The organism is Streptococcus canis, from assembly GCF_900636575.1.
Taxonomy (GTDB): domain Bacteria; phylum Bacillota; class Bacilli; order Lactobacillales; family Streptococcaceae; genus Streptococcus; species Streptococcus canis.
This window is the reverse complement of sequence record NZ_LR134293.1, coordinates 209,323-234,035: the sequence shown is the minus strand read 5'-3', so window position 1 is coordinate 234,035 and position 24,713 is coordinate 209,323. Positions and strand designations below refer to the sequence as shown.

Annotated in this window: 22 protein-coding genes, 1 tRNA gene and 2 pseudogenes; 21 read left to right on the top strand and 4 right to left on the bottom strand. The window is 40.4% G+C overall.

The window, feature by feature from the left end; genetic code table 11:
• The first annotated feature begins 120 nt into the window (after positions 1-120).
• The 9 genes and pseudogenes from EL097_RS01175 to EL097_RS10785 form a co-directional block, all read left to right on the top strand.
• On the top strand, positions 121-1,731 hold the full coding sequence (locus EL097_RS01175) for a CTP synthase (protein ID WP_003046597.1): 1,611 nt from the start codon (positions 121-123) through the stop codon (positions 1,729-1,731).
• A 67-nt stretch (positions 1,732-1,798) separates the two neighbouring features.
• Positions 1,799-3,559 (top strand): sensor histidine kinase, encoded by a 1,761-nt coding sequence (locus EL097_RS01170; RefSeq protein ID WP_039994936.1) that lies wholly within the window; start codon positions 1,799-1,801, stop codon positions 3,557-3,559.
• Positions 3,556-4,284 carry a LytR/AlgR family response regulator transcription factor gene (locus EL097_RS01165; protein WP_003046603.1) on the top strand — a complete coding sequence of 243 codons (729 nt, stop codon included), beginning with the start codon at positions 3,556-3,558 and terminating at the stop codon, positions 4,282-4,284. Before EL097_RS01170 ends, EL097_RS01165 begins: the two co-directional genes overlap by 4 nt.
• 142 nt (positions 4,285-4,426) lie before the next feature.
• The gene (gene lrgA / locus EL097_RS01160) at positions 4,427-4,876 is read left to right on the top strand and encodes an antiholin-like murein hydrolase modulator LrgA (protein ID WP_003046606.1); all 450 of its coding nucleotides are present in this window, start codon (positions 4,427-4,429) and stop codon (positions 4,874-4,876) included.
• A gap of 17 nt (positions 4,877-4,893) precedes the next feature.
• Positions 4,894-5,601 (top strand): antiholin-like protein LrgB, encoded by a 708-nt coding sequence (lrgB, locus tag EL097_RS01155; protein WP_003046609.1) that lies wholly within the window; start codon positions 4,894-4,896, stop codon positions 5,599-5,601.
• A gap of 152 nt (positions 5,602-5,753) precedes the next feature.
• Positions 5,754-6,680: an alpha/beta hydrolase gene (locus EL097_RS01150; RefSeq protein ID WP_003046611.1), complete on the top strand. Its 927-nt coding sequence runs from the start codon at positions 5,754-5,756 to the stop codon at positions 6,678-6,680.
• Positions 6,681-6,733: 53 nt separating this feature from the next.
• A tRNA-Leu gene (locus tag EL097_RS01145) sits at positions 6,734-6,819 on the top strand.
• Positions 6,820-7,026: 207 nt separating this feature from the next.
• Entirely contained in the window at positions 7,027-7,908 is an 882-nt protein-coding gene (locus EL097_RS01140) for a class II fructose-bisphosphate aldolase (RefSeq protein ID WP_003046614.1), read from the top strand.
• A gap of 169 nt (positions 7,909-8,077) precedes the next feature.
• Positions 8,078-8,304, top strand: a pseudogene (locus tag EL097_RS10785) (ISL3 family transposase); the annotation flags it as partial.
• On the opposite strand, the pseudogene EL097_RS01135 reads toward EL097_RS10785, so the two are convergent.
• Positions 8,305-9,257 (bottom strand): annotated as a pseudogene (locus EL097_RS01135) (IS30 family transposase). It lies immediately after the preceding pseudogene.
• Positions 9,258-9,491: 234 nt separating this feature from the next.
• Between EL097_RS01135 and rpmB the strand changes: the two are divergent.
• The 4 genes from rpmB (at position 9,492) to EL097_RS01115 (ending at position 13,001) form a co-directional block, all read left to right on the top strand.
• On the top strand, positions 9,492-9,680 hold the full coding sequence (gene rpmB / locus EL097_RS01130) for a 50S ribosomal protein L28 (RefSeq protein WP_002982870.1): 189 nt from the start codon (positions 9,492-9,494) through the stop codon (positions 9,678-9,680).
• Positions 9,681-9,834: 154 nt separating this feature from the next.
• On the top strand, positions 9,835-10,200 hold the full coding sequence (locus EL097_RS01125; RefSeq protein WP_003046621.1) for an Asp23/Gls24 family envelope stress response protein: 366 nt from the start codon (positions 9,835-9,837) through the stop codon (positions 10,198-10,200).
• Positions 10,200-11,864 (top strand): DAK2 domain-containing protein, encoded by a 1,665-nt coding sequence (locus EL097_RS01120; protein WP_003046624.1) that lies wholly within the window; start codon positions 10,200-10,202, stop codon positions 11,862-11,864. The genes EL097_RS01125 and EL097_RS01120 overlap by 1 nt, the downstream gene beginning before the upstream one ends.
• A 246-nt stretch (positions 11,865-12,110) precedes the next feature.
• Positions 12,111-13,001, top strand: coding sequence for an SPFH domain-containing protein (locus tag EL097_RS01115; RefSeq protein ID WP_003046627.1), 891 nt, complete (start codon positions 12,111-12,113; stop codon positions 12,999-13,001).
• Between the two features lie 138 nt (positions 13,002-13,139).
• Here the strand turns inward: EL097_RS01115 and EL097_RS01110 are convergent, their stop codons facing one another.
• The 3 genes from EL097_RS01110 to EL097_RS01100 all read right to left on the bottom strand — a co-directional run bounded on the left by EL097_RS01110 (position 13,140) and on the right by EL097_RS01100 (position 15,698).
• Complete coding sequence (locus EL097_RS01110) at positions 13,140-13,256, bottom strand: putative metal homeostasis protein (protein ID WP_003046630.1); 117 nt, start codon at positions 13,254-13,256, stop codon at positions 13,140-13,142.
• 140 nt (positions 13,257-13,396) lie between these two features.
• On the bottom strand, positions 13,397-14,137 hold the full coding sequence (locus tag EL097_RS01105; RefSeq protein WP_003046632.1) for an amino acid ABC transporter ATP-binding protein: 741 nt from the start codon (positions 14,135-14,137) through the stop codon (positions 13,397-13,399).
• Complete coding sequence (locus EL097_RS01100; RefSeq protein ID WP_003046635.1) at positions 14,130-15,698, bottom strand: ABC transporter substrate-binding protein/permease; 1,569 nt, start codon at positions 15,696-15,698, stop codon at positions 14,130-14,132. The genes EL097_RS01105 and EL097_RS01100 overlap by 8 nt, the downstream gene beginning before the upstream one ends.
• Before the next feature lie 377 nt (positions 15,699-16,075).
• On the opposite strand from EL097_RS01100, the gene EL097_RS01095 reads away from it, so the two are divergent.
• From EL097_RS01095 to sufB, 8 genes are all read left to right on the top strand, one after another.
• The gene (locus tag EL097_RS01095) at positions 16,076-16,915 is read left to right on the top strand and encodes an undecaprenyl-diphosphate phosphatase (protein ID WP_003046638.1); all 840 of its coding nucleotides are present in this window, start codon (positions 16,076-16,078) and stop codon (positions 16,913-16,915) included.
• 143 nt (positions 16,916-17,058) lie between these two features.
• Positions 17,059-17,820 (top strand): adaptor protein MecA, encoded by a 762-nt coding sequence (gene mecA / locus EL097_RS01090; RefSeq protein WP_003046641.1) that lies wholly within the window; start codon positions 17,059-17,061, stop codon positions 17,818-17,820.
• A 6-nt stretch (positions 17,821-17,826) separates the two neighbouring features.
• Positions 17,827-18,996, top strand: coding sequence for a glycosyltransferase family 4 protein (locus EL097_RS01085; RefSeq protein ID WP_039994771.1), 1,170 nt, complete (start codon positions 17,827-17,829; stop codon positions 18,994-18,996).
• 123 nt (positions 18,997-19,119) lie between these two features.
• Positions 19,120-19,890, top strand: a complete 771-nt coding sequence (gene sufC / locus EL097_RS01080; RefSeq protein ID WP_129544908.1) for a Fe-S cluster assembly ATPase SufC — start codon at positions 19,120-19,122, stop codon at positions 19,888-19,890.
• A gap of 98 nt (positions 19,891-19,988) precedes the next feature.
• Entirely contained in the window at positions 19,989-21,251 is a 1,263-nt protein-coding gene (sufD, locus tag EL097_RS01075; protein ID WP_003046650.1) for a Fe-S cluster assembly protein SufD, read from the top strand.
• Between the two features lie 30 nt (positions 21,252-21,281).
• Positions 21,282-22,508, top strand: coding sequence for a cysteine desulfurase (locus EL097_RS01070; protein ID WP_003046653.1), 1,227 nt, complete (start codon positions 21,282-21,284; stop codon positions 22,506-22,508).
• Positions 22,495-22,947, top strand: a complete 453-nt coding sequence (sufU, locus tag EL097_RS01065) for a Fe-S cluster assembly sulfur transfer protein SufU (RefSeq protein ID WP_129544907.1) — start codon at positions 22,495-22,497, stop codon at positions 22,945-22,947. Before EL097_RS01070 ends, sufU begins: the two co-directional genes overlap by 14 nt.
• Before the next feature lie 19 nt (positions 22,948-22,966).
• On the top strand, positions 22,967-24,385 hold the full coding sequence (sufB, locus tag EL097_RS01060) for a Fe-S cluster assembly protein SufB (RefSeq protein WP_003046659.1): 1,419 nt from the start codon (positions 22,967-22,969) through the stop codon (positions 24,383-24,385).
• Positions 24,386-24,713 lie beyond the last annotated feature (328 nt).

Here is a 24,713-nt window from a genome sequence, read left to right as displayed (position 1 = left end):
TTTAAGATTGGTGTTGCCTTAGGGAACTAGGGTGCCCCCAGCCAGTGTTAAATCAGGTGAAAAGTTGGTTAATAGAAATAGTAGGTCATGCTTACTATTGGAAAATAATGAAGGAGTGTTATGACAAAATACATTTTTGTAACTGGTGGTGTGGTGTCATCAATCGGTAAAGGAATTGTAGCAGCAAGTCTTGGCCGTTTGCTTAAAAATCGTGGGTTAAAGGTGACGATTCAAAAATTTGATCCCTATATTAATATTGATCCCGGAACAATGAGTCCTTATCAACACGGAGAAGTGTATGTAACAGATGATGGTGCTGAAACTGACTTGGACTTGGGTCATTATGAGCGTTTTATTGATATTAACCTCAACAAATATTCTAATGTCACAACTGGTAAGATTTATAGTGAAGTTCTTCGTAAAGAACGTAAGGGTGAATATCTTGGAGCAACGGTTCAGGTAATTCCTCATATCACAGATGCACTGAAAGAGAAAATTAAACGCGCTGCCTCAACAACAGATTCTGATGTGATTATTACTGAAGTCGGTGGTACTGTTGGTGATATTGAAAGTTTGCCATTCTTGGAAGCTCTTCGTCAGATGAAAGCAGATGTTGGTTCTGAAAATGTGATGTACATTCACACCACCTTGTTGCCTTATCTAAAAGCAGCAGGAGAAATGAAGACCAAACCAACCCAACATTCGGTTAAAGAATTGCGTGGCTTAGGGATTCAACCGAATATGCTGGTTATTCGTACGGAAGAACCAGTTGAGCAAGGGGTTAAAAATAAATTGGCTCAGTTCTGTGACGTGAATCCAGAAGCAGTTATTGAATCGCTTGATGTGGAACACTTGTATCAAATTCCATTGAACTTGCAGGCCCAATCAATGGATCAAATCGTGTGTGATCATTTGAAACTGAATGCGCCACAAGCCGACATGACTGAGTGGTCAGCTATGGTGAACAAGGTGATGAACCTGACGAAAACAACAAAAATTGCCTTGGTTGGTAAATATGTTGAATTGCCAGATGCCTACTTATCTGTTGTTGAAGCCTTGAAACATTCTGGTTATGCCAACGATACAGCTATTGACCTTAAATGGGTCAATGCTAACGATGTGACGGCTGATAATGCAGCAGACTTGTTGGGAGATGTTGATGGTATTATTGTGCCAGGTGGTTTTGGTCAACGTGGGACAGAAGGTAAAATTCAAGCAATTCGCTATGCCCGTGAACATGATGTGCCAATGCTCGGTATCTGTTTGGGAATGCAATTGACCTGTGTTGAATTTGCTCGCCATGTCCTCAATATGGAAGGTGCTAATTCTTTTGAGTTGGAACCAAACACTAATTACCCGATTATTGATATTATGCGTGATCAAATTAATATTGAAGATATGGGGGGGACACTTCGTCTTGGTTTATACCCATGTAAATTGAAGCCAGCGTCAAGAGCAAAAGCAGCCTATCATAATCAAGAAGTAGTGCAACGTCGTCATCGTCACCGTTACGAATTTAACAACAAATTCCGTCCAGAATTTGAAGCAGCTGGCTTTGTTTTCTCAGGGGTGTCACCTGATAATCGCTTGGTTGAAATTGTAGAATTGCCAGAGAAAAAATTCTTTGTGGCAGCTCAATACCATCCAGAATTGCAAAGTCGTCCAAATCGTCCAGAAGAATTATACACAGCATTTGTAACAGCGGCTGTTGAAAATAGCAAAGAACTGTGATTAAGGTTTAACGCATTATATGTGGAGGTAGTTGTTTATGACAGCTATCGCTGAAATGAGGTCTCGTATGATGTCATTGTTATTACCCTTGCTTGAACGGGTAGGACTCATTATTTTGTTGGCTAATCTATTGATGATTAGCCCTTTTTATAAACGGTTGATGTATGACCGCCAATCCATCAAGGTAAGATGGGTTCTCATTGTGACCTTTAGTGTTTTTGCTATTATTAGTAATTTCACAGGGGTCTTGGTTTCTGAACAATTGGGCCTTGATAATGGGGGGCTGGTCAGCTTATCCTCCCATAATTCCATCGCTAATACAAGAACATTAACCATTGGGATGTCAGGGCTTATTGGTGGACCGTTTGTTGGTTTCTTTGTTGGTCTAATTTCGGGAACTGTGCGGTGGCTCCAAGGGGGAAGCGCACCGTATACCTACTTTATCTCTTCTTTGTTGATTGGTGGTCTGTCTGGTTTAGTCGGGCGATTAAGTCTGGCTCATAAACGTTATCCTCAAGTATGGCAGGGGAGCTTATGTGGTGCCTTGATGGAAGTGATTCAGATGCTTTGTATTTTGACCTTTTTGCCAAATAAGGTGCAAGCTTGGTCATTGATTCAAACGATTGCTTTACCGATGGTTTTTGTTAATGCTTTGGGAACAGGCATTTTTCTATCTATTATCCTTGGAACTCTAAGGCAAGAAGAAAGCATGAAGGCCATTCAAACACACGATGTCTTGGAATTGGCTAATAAAACCCTACCTTATTTTAGGCAAGGTTTAACCGAAGCGTCAGCTCAGAAGGCGGCCTTAGAAATCAAAACATTTATGCGCGTGTCAGCCGTCAGTGTTACCAATCGCCATGCTATCTTAGCTCATGTCGGGGCTGCCAGCGATCATCATATTCCGACAAGAGAAATCATTACCGATTTGTCTCGGCAAGTGATTGAGACGGGACACATTCATGCAGTTCGTCAAAAATCTCAAATTGGTTGTAGCCACCCAGACTGTCCTTTAGAGGCAGCCATTGTCGTGCCTTTGTTTGTTAAAAAAGAGGTGGTGGGGAGTTTTAAATTGTATTTTACAGATGCTTCCAGTTTAACTTATGTAGATGAGCAGCTTGCTAACGGCTTGGGTCATATTTTTTCATCTCAGTTGGAGTTAGGTCAGATGGCCCTAGAGCAAGGCCTCTTAAAGGATGCTGAAATCAAGTCCTTGCAGGCACAGGTCAATCCCCATTTTCTTTTTAATGCTATTAATACGATTTCAGCCTTGATTCGGGTGGATAGTGAGAAAGCAAGGCATTTATTGTTGCAGCTAGGGCATTATTTTAGGGCTAATCTCAACAGTACCAGGCATAATCTAGTATCTGTTGAAACCGAACTGAAACATTTGGAAGCTTATTTAACTATTGAGCAGGCTAGATTTCCTAATCGCTATGAAGTCATTATGGATATTCCCGAAAACCTAAAAAGCGCTGCTATTCCACCTTTTATGATTCAAATTTTGGTGGAAAATGCCTTGAAACATGCCTTTACAGGACGTAAGAAGGACAATAAGGTTTGGGTCATTGCTAGGCAGGAAGAGGCAGCTTATCTCAGTTTAAAGGTCATGGATAATGGTCAGGGCATTGCACCAGAAAAACTAACCTTACTGGGAAAAACCGTTGTTACTTCAGAAAAAGGGACAGGATCAGCCCTCGAAAATCTAAATAAGCGTCTAGTGAGTTTATATGGCAACCAAGCCTTGTTTGAGGTAAGGTCAGATAAGTCGGGGACCAGTTTCTTGTTAAGAATTCCCCTTGATCAATTAAAGGAGAAGATGTCATGAAAGTTGTGATTATTGATGATGAACCCTTGGCTAGAATGGAATTAGCTTATCTGATTGAAGCAACTCATTTGGTTGATGCCATTTATCAGGGAGAGTCCATCGAGGATGCGTTTCAACTCATCTTGACTCATCAGCCAGATGTATTGTTTTTGGATATTCATTTGACAGACGAGAGTGGTTTGGATTTGGCCAAGCGCTTGAGTCAGGTCCCCAATGCTCCCTTGATTATTTTTGCAACAGCCTACGATAATCATGCGGTAGAAGCTTTTGAGGTCAACGCCCTCGATTATGTGTTGAAACCTTTTGAGCAAGCCCGTATTCAAAGAGCCATCGAAAAGGCAAAGCTAGCCCTTGATGTCCAGCGCGTTAGTAAATCAAGCGAAGCAGAAGTTTCCCACTCTAATCGCTTAACGCTAGAAGTCGATGAGCGTATTTACCTCTTGCCTTTTGATGATATTTTGTATTGTGAAGTCCAGGGCAAGGAAACGACTGTTTATACCAAAACAACCCACTATACGAGTCATACCAGTCTAGCGGCAATTGAGAAGGTTTTAACAACAGAATCGTTTTTGAAAGTGCATCGTAGCTACCTCATTAATACGCAAGCGATAAAAGAAATTCAACCTTGGTTTAATCAAACCTATCAACTAACCATGTTAAATGGTGGCAAGGTACCTGTTAGCAGATCTTATCTGAAAACCTTCCGTCAGCAACTGGGACTTTGATACTGTATTTGGCGACCATATGACTGCATTTGGTACCAGATAGAAAGCGTTTTATTCCCAAAAGAGCCGATTGGGCTCTTTTTTCGTTATACTAAACCTATCAAAAGCAAGTGATTAACAGATCAAGAAGGAGATGACTCAGATGACAAAAAACTATTCTATGATTTACCAAAGTGTTGTAATTGGAACCATTGTTCTCATTTCAAAGGTGTTAGAAACCCTCTCCCCAATTAAATTACCAGCTTCTGTTATTGGACTGGTTCTGTTATTTGTAGCTTTGTCAACCAAAATTATTGCCTTAAATCAGGTGGAAAAAGTAGCTGATTTATTAGTTGGCAATATTGGACTCTTCTTTGTTCCTGCTGGGATTTCTGTTATTAATTCCCTAGGCATTTTAAAAGAACATTTTATCTTAAACATGCTTTTAATTTTTATCTCAACCTTGTTATTATTAGTTGGAACTGGTTGGATGACCCAATTACTAATGGGCGCTGACCTTAAAAAACCAGCCTTGAGCAAACCAGATCTTTTGACCAAAGGGACCTTTCAAGATGAACGTCACCTTGTCGCTAGTAACATTTTAGCCAAATAGCTGGAAAGGAATAAGTCATGGCAACATTTGTTAATATTTTAAGGGTTTCGCCTATATTTGGTGTTCTCTTATCTGTGGGAACATTCTTTATAGGACAGATTTTATTTAAGAAATCAAAGGGCTTCTTTCTCTTTGCACCCCTTTTTGTTGCTATGGTCCTTGGAATTGCGACCTTGAGTGCGACAGGTATTAGTTTTTCGGAATACAACAAGGGAGGACAGATTATTAGTTTCTTTTTGGAACCTGCAACCATCTGCTTTGCCATTCCTCTCTATCGTAAACGAGACATTTTAAAACGCTACTGGCTTCAGATTATTGGAGGAATTACCTTGGGTAGTATTGTGGCGGTATATGGTATTTATCTGGTATCTAGTTTGTTTCATCTAGGGAAGGTGGTTGTTGCTTCGATGCTGCCTCAGGCTGCCACAACAGCCATTGCCATGCCAACAGCAGTTGCTATGGGTGGTTCAGCAGAATTAACCTCATTGGCTTGTATCTTGAATGGTGTCATTATCTACGCTCTTGCGAAACCTTTGATCCAATTATTTAAGATTAAGGATCCCATTGCTCGGGGTTTAGCGCTAGGAACCGCAGGGCATGCGCTTGGTGTTTCAGCAGCCAAAGATTTTGGCCAAGTAGAAGAATCCATGGGTTCCATTGCTCTAGTGGTGGTCGGTATTATTGTCACCGTAGTTGTTCCGATTATGGGAAGTATTCTTCTTTAAAAAAATAGTTACCTCCTATTCCTTCTAAAGCATGCTCTCGTCTTTAGGAGGATTTTTTTGTTAATGACCAGTTTATCATCAAATAAAAAGAAAAAGTCTTATTTTTAGCATAAAGCTTTCTTTTTGGAAGATTTTCTTGTAGAATATTTAATATGAAAACTATTCGATTATCAAAGTATTTAGGAATCTTATTCCTGTTAGTAACCCTTGCTAGCGTTGGTGCTAGTTTTTATTTCTTCCATGTAGCTCAAGTGCGTGAGGAAAAATCCTTTATTAATAATAAAAAACGCAGTGCAGATAATCCCCTCTATTCGGCCGAAAAGGCCTTCGATGCCTTACCACGTGAAAAACGTTACATGACCAATCGTGGTTTTAAGCAAGTAGCATGGTATTTACCAGCAGCTCAGAAAACCCAAAAAACAGCTGTCGTTATTCATGGCTTTGCTAACAATAAGGCAAACATGAAACCTTATGCTATGCTCTTTCACGATCTGGGCTATAATGTCCTGATGCCAGACAATGAGGCTCATGGAGAAAGCCAAGGAAACTTGATTGGCTATGGCTGGAATGACCGCCTTAATGTCATGGCTTGGACAGACCAATTGATCAAGGAAAAACCAGACAGTCAAATCACACTTTTTGGTCTTTCCATGGGAGCTGCGACAGTGATGATGGCAAGTGGTGAAAAGCTACCTGCACAAGTCACTTCCCTCATTGAAGATTGCGGTTACACCAGTGTTTGGGACGAATTGAAGTTTCAGGCTAAGGTCATGTATAACTTGCCTGCCTTTCCATTGCTCTACGAAGTTTCTGCCTTGTCTAAGATTCGAGCAGGATTTAGTTACGCAGAAGCGAGTTCAGTGAAACAACTGGCTAAAAACAAACGTCCAGCCTTATTTATCCATGGAGATAAGGATGATTTTGTTCCTACAAAAATGGTTTATGACAATTACAAAGCCACTAAAGGGCCTAAGGAACTCTTGATTGTTAAAGGGGCGAAACACGCCAAATCCTTTGAAACAAACCCAGAACAATACCAGAAAAAAATTGCTGCATTTTTACAAAAAATTGATCAATAAGTATTGACAGCCATACTCATAGTTGCTATAATAATCTATGTTACTGATGAGTAGCGGGGATGGCGGAATTGGCAGACGCGCAGGACTAAGGATCCTGTGACCGCTTTAGGTCGTGTGGGTTCAAGTCCCACTCTCCGCATAATGTAAGGGGTGAATCATTGATTCATCTCTTTTCATTTGGTCAAGAGCAGGTTTAGGAGGAAGAGATTTGTAGAGCCAAACTTTTAATAATCTGTTTTGGGAAAACGCTTTAAACTTGTGAAGGACTAGAAATTTATGGAAAATTGTGCTAGAATGAACAATGTAAACGGGGAGTTATCCCGAAAAATAAGAGGAGGCCTTACAAATGGCAATCGTTTCAGCAGAAAAATTTGTCCAAGCAGCTCGTGAAAACGGATATGCTGTTGGTGGATTCAACACAAACAACTTAGAGTGGACTCAAGCAATCTTGCGTGCAGCAGAAGCTAAACAAGCTCCAGTTCTTATCCAAACATCAATGGGTGCAGCAAAATATATGGGTGGTTACAAAGTATGTCAATCACTTATCGCTAACCTTGTTGAATCAATGGGTATCACTGTTCCTGTTGCTATTCACCTTGACCATGGTCACTACGAAGATGCGCTTGAGTGTATCGAAGTGGGTTATACTTCAATCATGTTTGACGGGTCACACCTTCCAGTTGAAGAAAACCTTGCTAAAACTGCAGAAGTTGTTAAAATTGCACATGCTAAAGGTGTTTCAGTTGAGGCCGAAGTTGGTACAATCGGTGGTGAAGAAGACGGTATCATTGGTAAAGGTGAGCTTGCTCCAATCGAAGATGCTAAAGCAATGGTTGAAACTGGAATTGACTTCTTGGCTGCTGGTATCGGTAATATCCACGGTCCATACCCAGAAAACTGGGAAGGTCTTGCTCTTGACCACTTAGAAAAATTAACAGCAGCTGTACCAGGATTCCCAATCGTATTGCACGGTGGTTCTGGTATTCCTGATGATCAAATCAAAGAAGCAATTCGTCTTGGTGTTGCTAAAGTTAACGTTAATACTGAAAGCCAGATCGCTTTCTCTAACGCAACTCGTGAATTTGCACGTAACTACGAAGCTAACGAAGCAGAATACGATGGTAAAAAATTATTTGACCCACGTAAATTCTTGGCTCCAGGTATGAAAGCTGTTCAAGGCGCTGTTGAAGAACGTATTGACGTTTTCGGATCTGCAAACAAAGCTTAATTCGTAAAATTAATAAGATGACTCACGTGTAAGTGTGAGTTATTTTGGCTCTATAATTTCTGTAGTGGGTAACTCTACTTTGGAGATTATAGGCCTTTTTTCATCCAGACAAAAAGTCCCTTATGACTTATCAAGAAAAGTTACGAAATCACCCATTAGAAAGTCTCATATGGAACAACTCTATCATACTACACAATTGATTGGAGCAAAAGATAACAAATATGACATTAGATAAAGATTTTAAAGGTGAGACGCACATTGAAGTCTGATTATGAGTCTAAATGTTATCCGACTTGTGGGGAAAAACAGCTAACCTATGACTTCCAGAATCCGTCGAAAATTCCATTTCATGAAATCAATGGCTTTCCTAGTCTAATGCCAAATTTCAAGTGTAAGTTAGCCAGTCTGTAAAAACTCTTTAGGAGATTTGTAATCAAGTAGTTTCTTTGAGTAGTTATTAATCCCATTTTCAATAAATGCGACTTGTTGTTGAGTCGCATTTTTACTTCCCTTTGGTAACCAACGCCGAATGAGTCTGTTATGATTTTCATTTGTTCCTCTCTCTCAAGAGGAATAGGGGTGGGCATAGTAAATGTTTTCAGGGTCAAAAACTTCTGCAAACAACTGAACTCAGTACCATTATCAGCTGTGATTGAGTTAATCTGATAGACTTTCAGAATAGACTTCAAGGCTTGATTCACTGAAGAAGCCGACTTATCAGGAATAAGTCGAATGATTTGGTAGCGGCTTTTTCTGTCAGTTAGTGTCAATAAGCACTCGTTTTTTGCCCGAGTTTGAATAACCGTATCAATTTCAAAATCACCGCTATGCTCACGATTGTTAATGCTTTCAGGTCGTTCCTCAATAGACTTTCCAGCCGGCTTAAAATTGGGACTGGCTTGCTTTTTCTTAGCTTTCTCTTTTCGAGGATAAAGCCTGTCAGCCTTGGTCAAGCCTAGTTGTCCATGATGAATCCAGTAATATATCGTTGAAATAGGAACGTTGACACCTTTTGCCTTAACCATCATCTCAGGAGAGTATTTTTGTTTGATGTAGTGAACAATCTTTTCTTTGAGTTCCTTCGTTAGGGTGACCTGCTTAACGGAGCGTTTACGGTTATTGTCATAAACTTCTTGGGCAAAGTCAGCAGAGTAAACTTGTTCATATTTCCCCTGACGTACTTGTTGTCTAACTTGCCCGCGTTTGACTTCGTTGTGAATGGTTTGAGGAGCTTTAGCCAATCTTCTCGCTATTTCACGATTGGACTATCCTTCTAGAAGCCAACGGTCAATCATTCTACGCTCAGCTAGTGTCAACTGTTTACTTTTGGGTGTATAATAGTCTTGCATCTCAGAGTCTTTCTAATTGTTGTTGCGGTGATGACAATTATACCTCTCTGAGATGTTTTTTGATACCCTTAGGTGGCTAACTTCAGTTTAGAACTTTCCTTTAGGCAGTTAAGAGAATTCTTGACAAGAAAATGAAAAATAACTTGTCAAACCAAATACCCTATGATAAAATAGACAAGTATGTGGTGCTAGCACATCCGTAAACATATTCTACGTAGGAGGAAACAGATCAAAATGGCTAAAGTATGTTATTTTACAGGACGTAAAACCGTTTCTGGGAACAACCGTTCACATGCGATGAACCAAACAAAACGCACAGTTAAACCAAATCTTCAAAAAGTAACTATCCTTGTTGATGGTAAACCTAAAAAAGTTTGGGCTTCTGCTCGTGCGCTTAAATCTGGTAAAGTAGAACGCATCTAATAGAAATAAGCCTTAGGGCTTTTTTTCTTAGTCTATTTTTAAGTTCTTTAACAATACAGAAAAGAGGGATACGACCTGAACTGCTCTATCTCTTTTACATTAACTTTGGATTATGGTAAAATAATATGGACAATAACTTTTTGAGGTAGTAAATATGACTGTAAAAATCAATACAAAAGATGGTCTAATCGAACTATCCGACGATGTTATCGCAACTGTCGTTGGTGGGTCAGCAACGGAAATTTTTGGCGTTGTTGGAATGGCTAGCAAAAGTGCAATTAAGGACAATTTTCAATCGCTACTTCGCAAAGAAAACTATGCCAAGGGTGTCGTAGTGAAGTCAACAGATAGGGGTATTTCTGTTGATGTCTATACTGTTATGAGTTATGGTGTGAAAATTAGTGAAGTCTCTAAAAATATCCAAGAACGTGTGACATTTAACCTTGAAAGTCAATTAGGATTGACTGCTGATATGGTTAATGTTTACGTGCAAAATATTAAGGTTGTAGGAGAAAATTAGTGTCAAATATTACAACAAGCTTATTCCAAGAAATGGTCCAAGCTGCGGCAACTCGTCTTGGTAAACAAGCAGAATATGTCAATTCCTTAAACGTTTTCCCTGTGCCAGATGGTGATACAGGAACAAACATGAGTATGACCATGGATAATGGTGCCAAAGAAGTTGCGGATAAACCTGCGTCAACTGTTGGTGAGGTTGGGCAAGTTTTGTCAAAAGGCCTTCTGATGGGTGCGCGTGGTAATTCTGGCGTTATCACGTCTCAATTGTTCCGTGGTTTCAGTCAAAGCGTTAAGGGGAAAGATGAGCTCACAGGTAAAGATTTGGCACAAGCCTTTCAAATGGGTGTGGAAGTTGCCTACAAGGCAGTCATGAAGCCTGTTGAAGGAACAATCTTGACCGTATCTCGCGGTGCAGCGACTGCAGCCTTGAAAAAAGCAGACCTTACCGATGATGCAGTGGAAGTTATGCAAGCAGCTTTAGATGGTGCCAAAGGTGCCCTTGCTAAGACCCCTGATTTATTACCAGTCCTTAAAGAAGTTGGTGTGGTTGACTCAGGTGGTCAAGGACTTGTTTTCATCTATGAAGGTTTCCTATCTGCCTTAAATGGTGACTATGTGGCTTCAGAAGATTTTAAAGCGACTCCTGCTAACATGTCTGAAATGATCAATGCTGAGCACCATAAATCCGTTGTTGGTCATGTGGCTACAGAAGACATTACCTACGGTTATTGTACTGAAATCATGGTTGCCCTTAAACAAGGACCAACTTATGTAAAAGAATTCAACTACGATGAGTTTCAAGGTTACCTTAGCGGTCTAGGAGATTCTCTGTTAGTGGTCAATGATGATGAGATTGTTAAGGTTCACGTCCACACTGAGGATCCAGGACTTGTGATGCAAGAAGGTCTTAAATATGGTTCACTTATCAAGATTAAAGTGGATAATATGCGTAACCAGCATGAAGCACAGGTTCAAAAGACAGATACCGAAGAAAGCAAACCAGAAGCAAAAGATTTCGGATTAATTGCAGTTGTAGCCGGAGATGGCTTATCTGAGATTTTCAAGGCACAAGGTGTTGATTATGTGATTTCTGGTGGCCAAACCATGAACCCATCCACAGAAGATATTGTCAAAGCTATTGAAGCAGTTAATGCCAAACAAGTCATTATCTTGCCAAACAATAAAAATATCTTTATGGCTGCCCAATCTGCTGCAGAAGTAGTTGATATTCCTGCTGCTGTTGTTGAAACGCGCACCGTTCCACAAGGCTTTACCAGCTTGTTAGCCTTTGATCCTTCAAAATCTTTGGAGGAAAATGTGGCAGATATGTCAGCTAATCTTTCTGACGTGGTCAGTGGCAGCGTCACCTTGGCAGTTCGTGACACCACCATTGATGGTTTAGAAATCCATGAAAATGATTTCTTGGGAATGGTTGATGGTAAAATCATCGTTTCCAATCCAGACATGGAAGCAACTCTGAAAGCTGCCTTTGCCAAAATGATTGACGAAGATAGCGAAATTGTTACCATCTTTGTTGGTGAAGAAGGTGACCAAGTGTTAGCAGAAGAACTTGCTGAGTATTTAGAAGACACCTACGAAGATGTGGAAGTTGAGATTCACCAAGGAGATCAGCCTGTTTACCCATATCTCATGAGTGTGGAATAATCAAATAAGATAAAAAGAGGAGTTAGGCAAAGATCTGACTCTTTTTGTCTTTTTTATCAGAAAAGATAAAAAAGAGTCATTCGCATAGACAAGAGATAGGGCAGGAAAATGATCCTGTCAAAAAAGTCTATCAAAAACTAAAGATTTGATTTGACAAAGAAGAGAAAAACATTATAATTGTCTTATAACAATAAGCCAAGAACTGAAAGCTTTCCAGTCTCAAACACGTTACAAGGAGGAGATTTTATGTTAGGAACACTTATCTTTATTGCTTTTGTGGTTATTTTAATCCTAGCTGTTGTAGCTAGTACCCTTTATGTTGTTCGTCAACAATCTGTCGCTATCGTTGAACGTTTCGGGAAATACCAAAAAACGGCGACCAGTGGCATTCATGTCCGACTTCCATTTGGAATTGACAAGATTGCGGCGCGTGTGCAGTTGCGTCTTTTGCAATCAGAAATCATTGTTGAAACCAAAACCAAGGACAATGTGTTTGTGACCCTGAATGTTGCTACTCAGTACCGTGTGAATGAGCAAAATGTGACAGATGCTTACTACAAATTAATGAAACCTGAATCTCAAATCAAGTCTTACATTGAAGATGCCTTGCGTTCCTCAGTTCCTAAGTTAACCTTGGATGAATTGTTTGAGAAAAAAGATGAAATTGCCTTGGAAGTGCAACACCAAGTGGCAGAAGAAATGTCAACCTATGGTTACATTATTGTTAAAACCTTGATTACCAAGGTGGAGCCTGATGCCGAAGTCAAACAGTCAATGAACGAAATCAATGCAGCCCAACGTAAACGTGTAGCTGCTCAAGAATTGGCAAACGCAGATAAAATTAAAATTGTGACAGCAGCAGAAGCAGAGGCAGAAAAAGATCGCTTGCACGGAGTAGGGATTGCCCAACAACGTAAGGCCATTGTTGATGGCTTGGCTGAGTCTATTCAAGAGCTTAAAGAAGCTAATATTTCTTTAAATGAAGAACAAATCATGTCCATCTTGTTGACCAACCAATACCTAGATACCCTCAACACCTTTGCAGCTAAGGGTAATCAAACCCTGTTCTTGCCAAATACACCAAATGGGGTAGAGGATATTCGCACCCAAGTCTTGTCAGCTTTAAAAACAAGATAAATGAGAAAACAGATTGGTCAGACCAGTCTGTTTTTTACGATATTAGGAAAGCAGACTATCAAAAAACGACTAAGACGGAGGGAAGTGTCTTAGTCGTTTTTTTGTCTGACTTACATTTGGAGAGATAAAAATAGAATCCTATTTTTTGCCGTAACGTTTGTACTCGTGAATAATTTTCAGAGCACGTTTTCTGGTTTTAATATTGGGACTTTTCAGTCTTCTGTAAGCTGACGCTAAGTCAGTTTTTTCTGCCATATTATCCTCCTAATATAGAAATTATTAACGTTAACAAAAAAAGTATATCATAAAATAGTTAACCAGTAAAGTATTTTGTTGCAAATTATTTTTGAATTGAAAAAAGGCCCAACTGATATGAAAGCAGTTGGGTTCTTCGATCATTTTAAGAAGCGCTGTAAAAATTCTCTGGTACGATCTTGTGTAGGATTCTCGAAAATTTGTTGGGGACTTCCTTCTTCAGCAATCAAGCCCTTATCCATGAAAATGATACGGTCGGAGACATCACGAGCGAATTCCATTTCATGGGTAACGATAATCATGGTCAAACCTGATTTTGCCAAGTCCTGCATGGTTTTGAGAACTTCGCCAACCATTTCAGGATCAAGAGCTGATGTTGGTTCATCAAAGAGCATGGCTTCTGGATTAACAGATAGGGCTCTGGCAATGGCTACCCGTTGTTTTTGACCGCCAGATAATTGTTTTGGTTTGGCTTGCCAGTACTGTTCTGTCATGCCAACTGCATTGAGGTTTTCCTTGGCAATGTGCTCTGCTTCTGCACGGTCTCTTTTGAGAACAGTGGTTTGAGCGACAATGGCGTTTTCTAAAACGTTGAGGTTCTCAAACAAGTTAAAGGATTGAAAAACCATGCCTAATTTTTCACGGTAGTGGGTCAAGTTGTAGTGTTCGGCAAGGACATCTTCGCCATGAAAAAGAATCTGACCGGCGCTTGGCTCTTCCAACAGATTGATTGAGCGCAGGAGGGTTGATTTTCCAGAACCAGAAGAACCGATAATGGAAATCACTTCTCCCTTGTTAACAGAAAGGGAAATATCCTTGAGTACTTCGTTGTTTCCATAAGATTTTTTGAGGTTTTTGATTTCAATAATTGGGTTAGACATTTGGGACCTCCGCAACCTGCATTTGGTTTGCTCCAGTGGTGTACGTATCGGCATCGAAACGACGTTCAATATAACGAAGGATACGTGTCACCGTGAAGGTAAGGACAAAGTAGATAATGGCGATAATCGTAAAGGTTTGGAAGTATTGATAAGTTTGTGTAGCTACCGTATTTCCTGAGAAGTAAAGTTCCACAACAGAAATAACATTCAAGACAGAAGTATCTTTGATGTTGATGACAAACTCGTTACCTGTTGCTGGTAAAATGTTGCGAACAACTTGTGGCAGCACAATTTTACGCATGGTTTGACTGTGAGTAAACCCAAGAGCAGTCGCTGCTTCAAATTGGCCTTTATCAACAGCGAAAATACCTCCGCGGACAATTTCACTCATATAGGCACCAGTATTGATGGAAACGATAAAAATAGCTGCTAGGGTACGGTCAATTGAAATACCAAAGGCTTGGGCTGTTCCGTAGTAGATAACCATAGATTGAACAATCATCGGTGTGCCACGGAAAATTTCGATATAAATATTGAGGAACCAGCCAAAGAGTTTTTGTCCAAAGGCAGCTACTTTATGCTTAGCTTTAGGAGCTGTACGGAAAATACCGATTAATAATCCAATGAAGAGACCTGTAATGGTCCCGACCATAGAAATCAGTAAGGTCATGCCTGTTCCGCGTAAGAACTGTTTCCAGTTACCTTTAAAGATAGTCCACATTTGGCTTAGGAATGATGGTTTAGCGTCGCTAGCTTTCTTTTCCATAGGTTGTTTGGTAACCATATCATCCATCAGAGCCATACGATCATTTTGAGAAAACTCTTCAAGCACTTGGTTGACAGTGGCAATGCGATTGTCATTTTTTTTCATTCCGACAGCGATAGCAGCGTCTGATTCAGAAACAGTGAACCCTTTTTTTAGCACGATCATTTTGAATTTGCTGTTGGCTGCTTCAGCAGTCATGGCTTCAGGTCGTTCAGAAATATAAGCATCAATAACATTTGAAGTGAGGGCTTGACGCATTTGAGAGAAGTCTCCCATTGGAGTTTGCAATTTAGCGTCTTTTAGTTGATTTAAGAGGTTGACATGCCAAACACCTTGCTGGGCAGTAACTTTTGCCTCAGGAAAGTCATCAATGCTAGTAGCGCCAGCGTATTTCCCATCGGCAGCAACTACTAAAACAGGTTGGCTAGTGTAGTAACTGTTTGAAAAGATGATTTCCTTTTTGCGTTCTTCTGTAGGGCTCATTCCAGCAGCAATCATATCAATTTTTCCAGAAGTTAATGCTGGGATTAAACCTGTCCAAGAAGTTTTAACAACGAGTAATTCTTTGTTCATGGCCTTAGCGATTTTTTTAGCGACTTGGACATCATAACCGTTGGCATATTGGCTAGTTCCTTCTATAGGAACAGCCCCATTTGAAGCATCATCTTGAGTCCAGTTAAAAGGGGCATAAGCTGCCTCCATTCCGACTCTTAAATATTGGTCTGCTTGAGCCTGGCTCATTCCTCCAAAAAGAAGGGCCAAGGCAACCAAACAGCTAAGGATTAGCTTTTTCATATAGGTCTCCTGTTTCAAAAATACTATTCAGACCTATTTTACAGCAATTTGCATCCTATTTCAATATATTCTCAGAAAAATAGGCTAAATTATGAAAAAATATTCAAAAAAATGAGTAAAAATAAAACGGAAAGGTTTGGTTTAGGTTTTGTCATCTCTTTAAAATATGGTAAAATGAGGGCAGAAAGAGGGTGTTGTCATGAAAAACTCTGATGATGCTTGGGCTCTGCTTCAGCCTTATAGGGATAGGAGTAAAAGCAGCTAATGTTGATTATAGCATCACTAGCGCTGAACTAAGTATAAAACAAATCTAAAAAATAATTAAAGAAAGGGTTTATACTAGCGGGAGCTATCCACTAATATAAATATAAGAAAACATGTTAATTATCGAATTGCTTAAAGCCATTTTCTTTGGCATTATAGAGGGAATCACAGAATGGTTGCCAATTTCAAGCACCGGTCACCTCATCTTAGTGCAGGAATTTGTTCGCTTAAACCAAGATAAGGCATTTACAGAAATGTTCAATATTGTTATCCAATTGGGAGCCATTCTTGCGGTTATGTTGATTTATTTTGAACGTTTGAACCCTTTTCAGCCAGGAAAAACGGCTAGGGAAGTTCAACTCACTTGGCAATTATGGTTAAAGGTAGTGATTGCTTGTATTCCCTCTATTCTAATAGCAGTTCCTCTTGATAACTGGTTTGAGGCTCATTTCTATTTTATGATACCAATTGCTATTGCCCTTATTGTTTATGGGATTGCCTTTATCTGGATTGAAAAACGAAATGCTCAGGTAGAACCTCAGATTAAAGACCTCTCTCGGATGACCTATAAAACGGCTTTTCTGATTGGTTGTTTTCAGGTCTTGAGTATTGTGCCTGGTACTAGCCGTTCAGGAGCAACCATTTTAGGAGCTATCATTCTAGGTACTAGTCGAACAGTGGCCGCTGATTTTACTTTCTTTTTGGCTGTCCCAACTATGTTTGGATACAGTGGCTTAAAGGTTATGAAATTTTTCCTTGATGGGTATCATCTTGGCTTTGCACAGGCCCTTATTCTTTTAGTGGCTAGCCTGACCGCCTTTGTGGTTAGTTTATTGGCGATTAGGTTCTTGACAGATTATGTTAAGAAACATGATTTCACTATTTTTGGGAAATACCGTATTGTGTTAGGAAGTCTTTTACTTATTTATAGTTTCTTTAAATTTATTTTTTAAAATGACATAGTGTTTATGATATGGCGGCAGACCTTGGGGATTGTCGCTTTTGACTTCCTCTTATTAGAAGGGGCTTAGTCATAAATTGCGAAATTACGGCATTTCTAGTATAATAAAATGACTACGCGTGCGAGGTATTGATAATGGAAATGAAACAAATTAGCGAGACAACGCTGAAAATAACAATTAGTATGGATGATTTAGAAGAAAGAGGAATGGAGTTAAAAGATTTTCTCATTCCCCAAGAAAAAACGGAAGAGTTCTTTTATTCTGTTATGGATGAACTAGATCTTCCAGATAATTTTAAAGATAGTGGCATGCTTAGTTTTCGAGTAACACCAAGAAAAGACCGGCTAGATGTTTTTGTAACCAAATCTGAGCTTAATAAGGAGCTTAACTTTGAAGATTTGGCAGATTTGGGTGATATTTCTCAAATGACACCTGAAGATTTTTTCAAAAGTTTGGAGCAATCCATGCGTGAAAAAGGGGATGTCAATGCGCATGAGAAATTGGAAAAAATTGAAGAAATCATGGAAGACGTGGTCGAAGCAACCTTAACTGGTCAGGCTGAGGCAACAGATGAAACGCATGAGGTCGATCCAGAACCATTGGATTATGTGCACTATGTTTTGGACTTTGATACCCTTCCAGAGGCGATAACCTTCGCCAAAACCATTGATTTCCCTATTGAAGCTTCAGAATTATACAAGGGTGACAGCCGTTACCACATGACCATTTTATTGGACGTTCAACAGCAGCCGTCATATTTTGCGAATGTTATGTATGCAAGGTTAATTGAGTATGCAACCCCTGGGTCAAAAACAAGAGCCTACTTGCAAGAGCATGGCTTACAATTGATTCTAGATGGCGCTGTTGAGCAATTACGAAAGATTGAGTTGGGATAAAATAGTATGTTTTCATTTACAATAGATTATGTCCTCGTTCTGATAGGAGCTTTGTTAATGTCCTTATGCTTAACCCCTCTTGTCCGCTTTTTAGCCTTTCGTGTGGGTGCAGTGGATAATCCCAATGCCAGAAGGGTCAATAAGGTACCTATGCCAACAAGTGGCGGCTTAGCTGTTTTTACTTCCTTTTTAGTAGCAAGCTTGGGACTAATGCCGATTGCTTCTAAAGGCGCCATTTTTGGTGGTCAGACCTACTTCAGTTACATTTTACCAGTTGTTATTGGTGCTATGGTTATCACCGTCACAGGATTTTTGGATGATTTGTATGAATTAAGCCCTAAATTAAAGATGCTGGGAATTGTAGTGGGAGCTATCATCATTTGGGCTTTTACCGATTTTAAGTTTGATAGCTTTAAGATTCCTTTTGGAGGTCCCCTCTTAGCTTTCGGTCCTTTTCTGACCTTTTTTTTGACAGTCTTGTGGATTATTTCCATTACCAATGCCATTAACCTAATTGATGGTTTAGATGGTTTGGTTAGTGGGGTTTCCATTATTAGTCTGGTAACGATGGCTATTGTCTCTTATTTCTTTTTGCCTCAGACAGACTTCTTTTTGACGGTAACGATTTTAGTCTTGATTGCTGCTATTGCAGGATTTTTCCCCTATAATTACCACCCAGCTATTATTTATCTGGGGGACACAGGAGCTCTCTTTATTGGCTTCATGATTGGGGTCTTATCTCTTCAAGGCTTGAAAAATGCAACGGCGGTAGCTGTGGTAACACCTGTGATTATTCTTGGGGTGCCAATTATGGATACCATCGTGGCTATTATTCGGCGTAGTTTATCAGGTCAAAAATTCTACGAGCCAGATAAGATGCACCTGCATCATCGACTCTTATCAATGGGATTTACCCATCGAGGGGCTGTTTTAGTGGTTTATGGTATTGCTATGCTTTTTTCACTCATTTCCTTACTTTTAAATGTATCTAGTCGTGTAGGGGGTGTTCTATTGATGTTAGGACTCTTATTTGGTTTAGAAGTTTTTATCGAAGGTCTGGAGATTTGGGGCGAAAAGCGGACGCCTCTGTTTAATCTCTTGAAATTTATTGGGAATAGTGATTACCGCCAAGCGACTCTTCTCAAGTGGAAAGAAAGACATGAATTGAAACGCTAGAAAAGCCTTGTAGGGCTTTTTTTGCTATAATAGAGATAGTGGCCGTTAAGGCAAAAGCAAAGATGGTTATGCCATTCCTTGCTCAATATAGTAACAAATGACAGAGAAAATAAGAGGTATATCATGTCAGTTCTTGAAATTAACAATTTGCATGTTTCGATAGAGGATAAAGCGATTTTAAAAGGGGTTAATCTGACACTTAAAACAGGTGAAATTGCAGCCATTATGGGACCTAATGGGACCGGGAAGTCCACCCTTTCAGCGGCTATTATGGGAAATCCCAACTATGAAGTGACCCAAGGGGAGATTTTGCTGGACGGTGTCAATATTCTCGAGTTGGAAGTTGATGAGCGTGCGAGGCTGGGACTTTTCCTAGCCATGCAATACCCATCAGAAATTCCAGGAATCACTAATGCCGAATTTATGCGTGCAGCAATGAACGTCGGCAAGGCAGATGAAGATAAGATTTCTGTCCGAGACTTTATCACCAAGCTTGATGAGAAGATGGCCCTATTAGGTATGAAAGAAGAAATGGCAGAGCGTTACCTTAATGAAGGTTTCTCAGGTGGTGAGAAAAAACGCAATGAAATTCTTCAATTACTCATGTTAGAACCTAAGTTTGCTTTGCTAGATGAGATTGATTCCGGTCTTGATATTGACGCCCTAAAAGTGGTTTCAAAAGGGGTTAATGAGATGCGTGACAAAGAATTTGGCGCGATGATTATTACTCACTACCAACGCTTGCTGAATTACATCACGCCAGACCTTGTCCATGTGATGATGGATGGTCGTATTGTCTTGTCTGGTGATGCTACCTTGGCCACTCGCCTTGAAAAAGAAGGCTATGCAGGTATCGCAGAAGAATTAGGCATCGAGTACAAGGAAGATATTTAAATAGGTCTTGAGAGAGAACTGGCCTAGCTCTTGTTTAGTTCTTTAGGTGCTAGTTCTATTCGTGACCCACTTAAAAACCAGAGACAAAGGATTAAGAGATGACAAAAGAAAAACTAGTGGCTTTTTCGCAAGCCCACGCTGAACCTATTTGGCTACAAGAACGGCGTTTAGCGGCTTTGGCAGCCATACCAGATTTGGAGTTACCAACCATCGAAAGGGTTAAATTTCACCGTTGGAATCTAGGGGACGGTAGCTTAACAGAAAATGAAAGTCTAGCTAGTGTTCCAGATTTTATAGCTATTGGAGATAACCCGACCCTTGTTCAGGTGGGGACGCAAACAGTCTTAGAACAGCTACCAATGGCATTAATTGACAAGGGAGTTGTGTTTACCGATTTCTACACAGCGCTTGAAGAAATCCCAGAGGTAATTGAAGCGCATTTTGGTCAGGCATTAGCTTTTGATGAAGATAAATTAGCAGCTTACCACACAGCTTATTTTAACAGTGCAGCAGTGCTTTATGTTCCAGACCACTTAGAAATCGCAGCACCCATTGAAGCTATTTTCTTGCAAGATAGTGACAGTGACGTTCCTTTTAATAAACATGTGCTTGTGATTGCTGGAAAAGAAAGTAAGTTTACCTATTTAGAACGCTTTGAGTCCATCGGCAATGCCAGTCAAAAGGCCAGCGCTAATATCAGTGTAGAAGTGATTGCTCAAGCAGGCAGCCAGATTAAATTCTCGGCTATAGACCGTCTAGGCTCCTCAGTGACAACCTATATTAGCCGTCGTGGGCATTTAGCTAAGGCTGCCAATATTGAGTGGGCCTTAGCTGTTATGAATGAAGGCAATGTCATTGCTGATTTTGATAGTGATTTGATTGGTCAAGGCTCACAAGCTGATTTGAAAGTCGTTGCAGCATCAAGTGGTCGTCAGGTACAAGGTATTGACACGCGCGTGACCAACTATGGTCAACATACGGTCGGTCATATTTTACAGCATGGTGTGATTTTGGAACGTGGCACATTAACGTTTAACGGGATTGGTCATATTCTCAAAGGTGCCAAGGGAGCTGATGCCCAACAAGAAAGTCGTGTTTTGATGCTTTCTGACCAAGCTAGAGCTGATGCTAATCCAATCCTCCTAATTGATGAAAATGAGGTGACAGCAGGCCACGCTGCTTCTATCGGTCAGGTTGACCCTGAAGATATGTATTACTTGATGAGTCGAGGACTGGATCAAGAAACAGCAGAACGATTGGTTATTAGAGGATTCCTAGGAGCGGTTATCGCTGAAATTCCTATTTCATCAGTACGCCAAGAGATTATTAAGGTTTTAGATGAGAAATTGCTCAATCGTTAAGACCTACTGCTAAAAAGAAAGAGGTTAATATTGCTAGACGCAAAAGACATCAAACAAGACTTTCAAATCTTAAACCAGCAAGTCAATGATGAACCCCTTGTTTATTTGGATAATGCCGCCACCACACACAAACCGGCGGTTGTCCTTGAGGCTTTACAAGCCTATTACCAAGAAGATAATGCTAATGTCCACCGAGGAGTTCATACCTTGGCTGAACGTGCAACTCACAAATATGAGGCCAGTCGCCAGCAGGTTGCTGACTTTATTCATGCCAAATCAAGCAAGGAAGTGCTCTTCACCAGAGGAACAACAACCAGTTTGAATTGGGTTGCTCGGTTTGCAGAGCAGGTCTTGACACCAGAAGATGAGGTGTTGATTTCGATTATGGAGCATCATGCCAATATCATTCCTTGGCAACAAGCCTGTCAAAAAACAGGAGCAAGGTTAGCCTATGTTTATTTAAAAGACGGTCAACTTGACATGGACGATTTGGCAAACAAATTGACGACAAAAACACGCTTTGTTAGCCTAGCCCATGTCTCTAATGTTCTTGGCTGTATCAATCCAATTAAAGAAATTGCCAAATTGGTACATGCTAAGGGAGCCTATCTTGTTGTTGACGGTGCCCAATCGGTTCCGCACCTGGCTATCGATGTTCAAGACTTGGATTGTGATTTCTTCGCTTTTTCAGCTCATAAGATGTTGGGGCCAACAGGTTTGGGTGTTCTCTACGGAAAAGAAGAACTTTTGAATCAAATGGAGCCTCTTGAATTTGGTGGAGAAATGATTGACTTTGTTTACGAACAAGAGGCTACTTGGAAAGAATTACCTTGGAAGTTTGAAGCGGGGACACCCCATATTGCAGGAGCTATTGGTTTAGGTATGGCTATTTCTTACCTTCAAAAACTAGGAATGGCTAATATACATGCGCACGAAGCAGAGCTAATAGCCTATGTTTTGCCTAAACTAGAAGCTATTGAAGGGCTTACCATATATGGACCAAGCCAGCCTGGTGCAAGATCTGGTCTGATTTCTTTTAATCTGGATGATTTGCACCCTCATGACTTGGCGACAGCCTTGGACTATGAAGGTGTTGCGGTAAGAGCGGGCCACCACTGCGCCCAACCCCTTCTTCATTATTTAGCAGTTCCAGCAACTGTTAGAGCAAGTTTCTATCTTTATAACACCAAGGAGGATTGTGACCGCTTGGTTGAAGCAATTCTAAAAGCAAAGGATTTTTTCGATGGCACTCTCTAAATTGAATCATCTGTACATGACTGTGGTAGCGGATCATGCAAAGCATCCACATCATCATGGACAGCTAGATGGCGTAGAGGCTGTTCAACTGAATAATCCTACTTGTGGTGATGTGATTTCTTTGACCGTTAAGTTTGACGGAGATAAAATTGAAGATATTGCTTTTGCAGGCAATGGCTGTACCATTTCTACAGCTTCATCAAGCATGATGACAGATGTTGTTATTGGTAAAAGCAAAGCAGAAGCTCTTGCGCTAGCTGATATTTTTTCAGAGATGGTACAAGGACAGGAAAATCCTGTTCAAAAAGAGCTAGGTGAAGCAGAATTATTGGCGGGAGTTGCTAAATTTCCGCAGCGTATCAAATGCTCTACCCTAGCTTGGAATGCTCTCAAGGAAGCCGTCCAACGAAGTGACGATGCTCAGCACCTCACTGACTAAAATGTAAAGGAAGATAAAGATGTCTGATATAAATGAGAAAGTAGAGCCAAAGCCAATCGACTTAGGGGACTACCAATTTGGATTTCATGATGATGTAGAGCCTATTTATTCAACGGGGAAGGGACTGAGTGAGGCGGTTGTTCGGGAATTATCAGCTGCTAAAAATGAACCCGAATGGATGTTGGAATTCCGCTTGAAATCACTAGAAACCTTTAATAAAATGCCAATGCAAACCTGGGGAGCAGATTTGTCTGATATTAATTTCGATGATATTATCTACTACCAAAAAGCATCGGATAAGCCAGCTCGTTCTTGGGATGATGTTCCTGATAAAATCAAAGAAACGTTTGAACGTATTGGGATTCCAGAAGCAGAACGTGCTTATTTAGCAGGGGCTTCAGCCCAATATGAGTCTGAAGTGGTTTATCACAACATGAAGGACGAATTTGAGAAGTTGGGAATTATTTTCACCGATACCGATTCAGCCCTCAAAGAATATCCTGATTTGTTCAAACAATACTTTGCCAAACTGGTTCCACCAACAGATAACAAACTTGCAGCTCTCAATTCAGCTGTTTGGTCTGGTGGCACCTTTATTTACGTTCCTAAAGGGGTTAAGGTAGATATTCCCCTGCAAACTTATTTCCGCATTAACAATGAAAATACTGGTCAGTTTGAGCGGACATTGATTATTGTTGATGAAGGGGCAAGTGTTCATTATGTTGAAGGGTGTACGGCTCCCACTTATTCAAGTAACAGTCTGCATGCTGCTATCGTTGAAATCTTCGCGCTTGACGGTGCATACATGCGTTATACCACCATTCAAAACTGGTCAGACAACGTGTATAATCTAGTGACAAAACGTGCACGCGCCCTTACGAATGCAACAGTGGAGTGGATTGATGGCAATCTAGGAGCTAAAACTACCATGAAGTACCCTTCCGTTTACCTTGATGGGCCAGGTGCGCGTGGCACCATGCTGTCTATTGCTTTTGCTAATGCAGGGCAACACCAAGATACAGGGGCTAAGATGATTCACAACGCTCCGCACACATCGTCATCAATCGTGTCAAAATCAATTGCCAAGTCTGGTGGTAAAGTAGATTATCGTGGTCAAGTGACCTTTAACAAGCAATCTAAAAAATCCGTCTCCCATATTGAATGTGATACCATCTTGATGGACGATATCTCTAAATCAGATACTATCCCATTTAATGAAATTCACAATTCACAGGTAGCTTTAGAACATGAAGCCAAAGTGTCTAAGATTTCTGAAGAACAACTCTACTATCTCATGAGCCGTGGCTTATCAGAAAGTGAAGCAACAGAGATGATTGTCATGGGATTTGTGGAGCCTTTTACCAAAGAATTACCGATGGAATACGCGGTCGAACTCAATCGATTGATTTCCTACGAAATGGAAGGTTCTGTCGGCTAATCTCGTTTCTCCTATCCAGTGAGAAACCCTTTTGGATAGGATTTTCCTTAAGTTGAAGTACTAACCCAGAGAGGTTAGTTTTTTAAGTTGTTTTTTGGCCAATACCTTCTGGCATCTCAATCCATTTACCAGAACGATACATTTTCACTGCATTTGACTTGAATTTATCATTACATTTCATACCCCCCTTTTTTTTCACTGGGCAGTCCAGAGAAAAGGGGACAAAGATGCCAATCAACCACTGTGTCTTGCAATTCTAGCTTAAATAAAATTAGGAGTTGGACTTTTTGCCCAGCTCCTTTTAAGTTGTTTTTTTGACCGGTAAAGC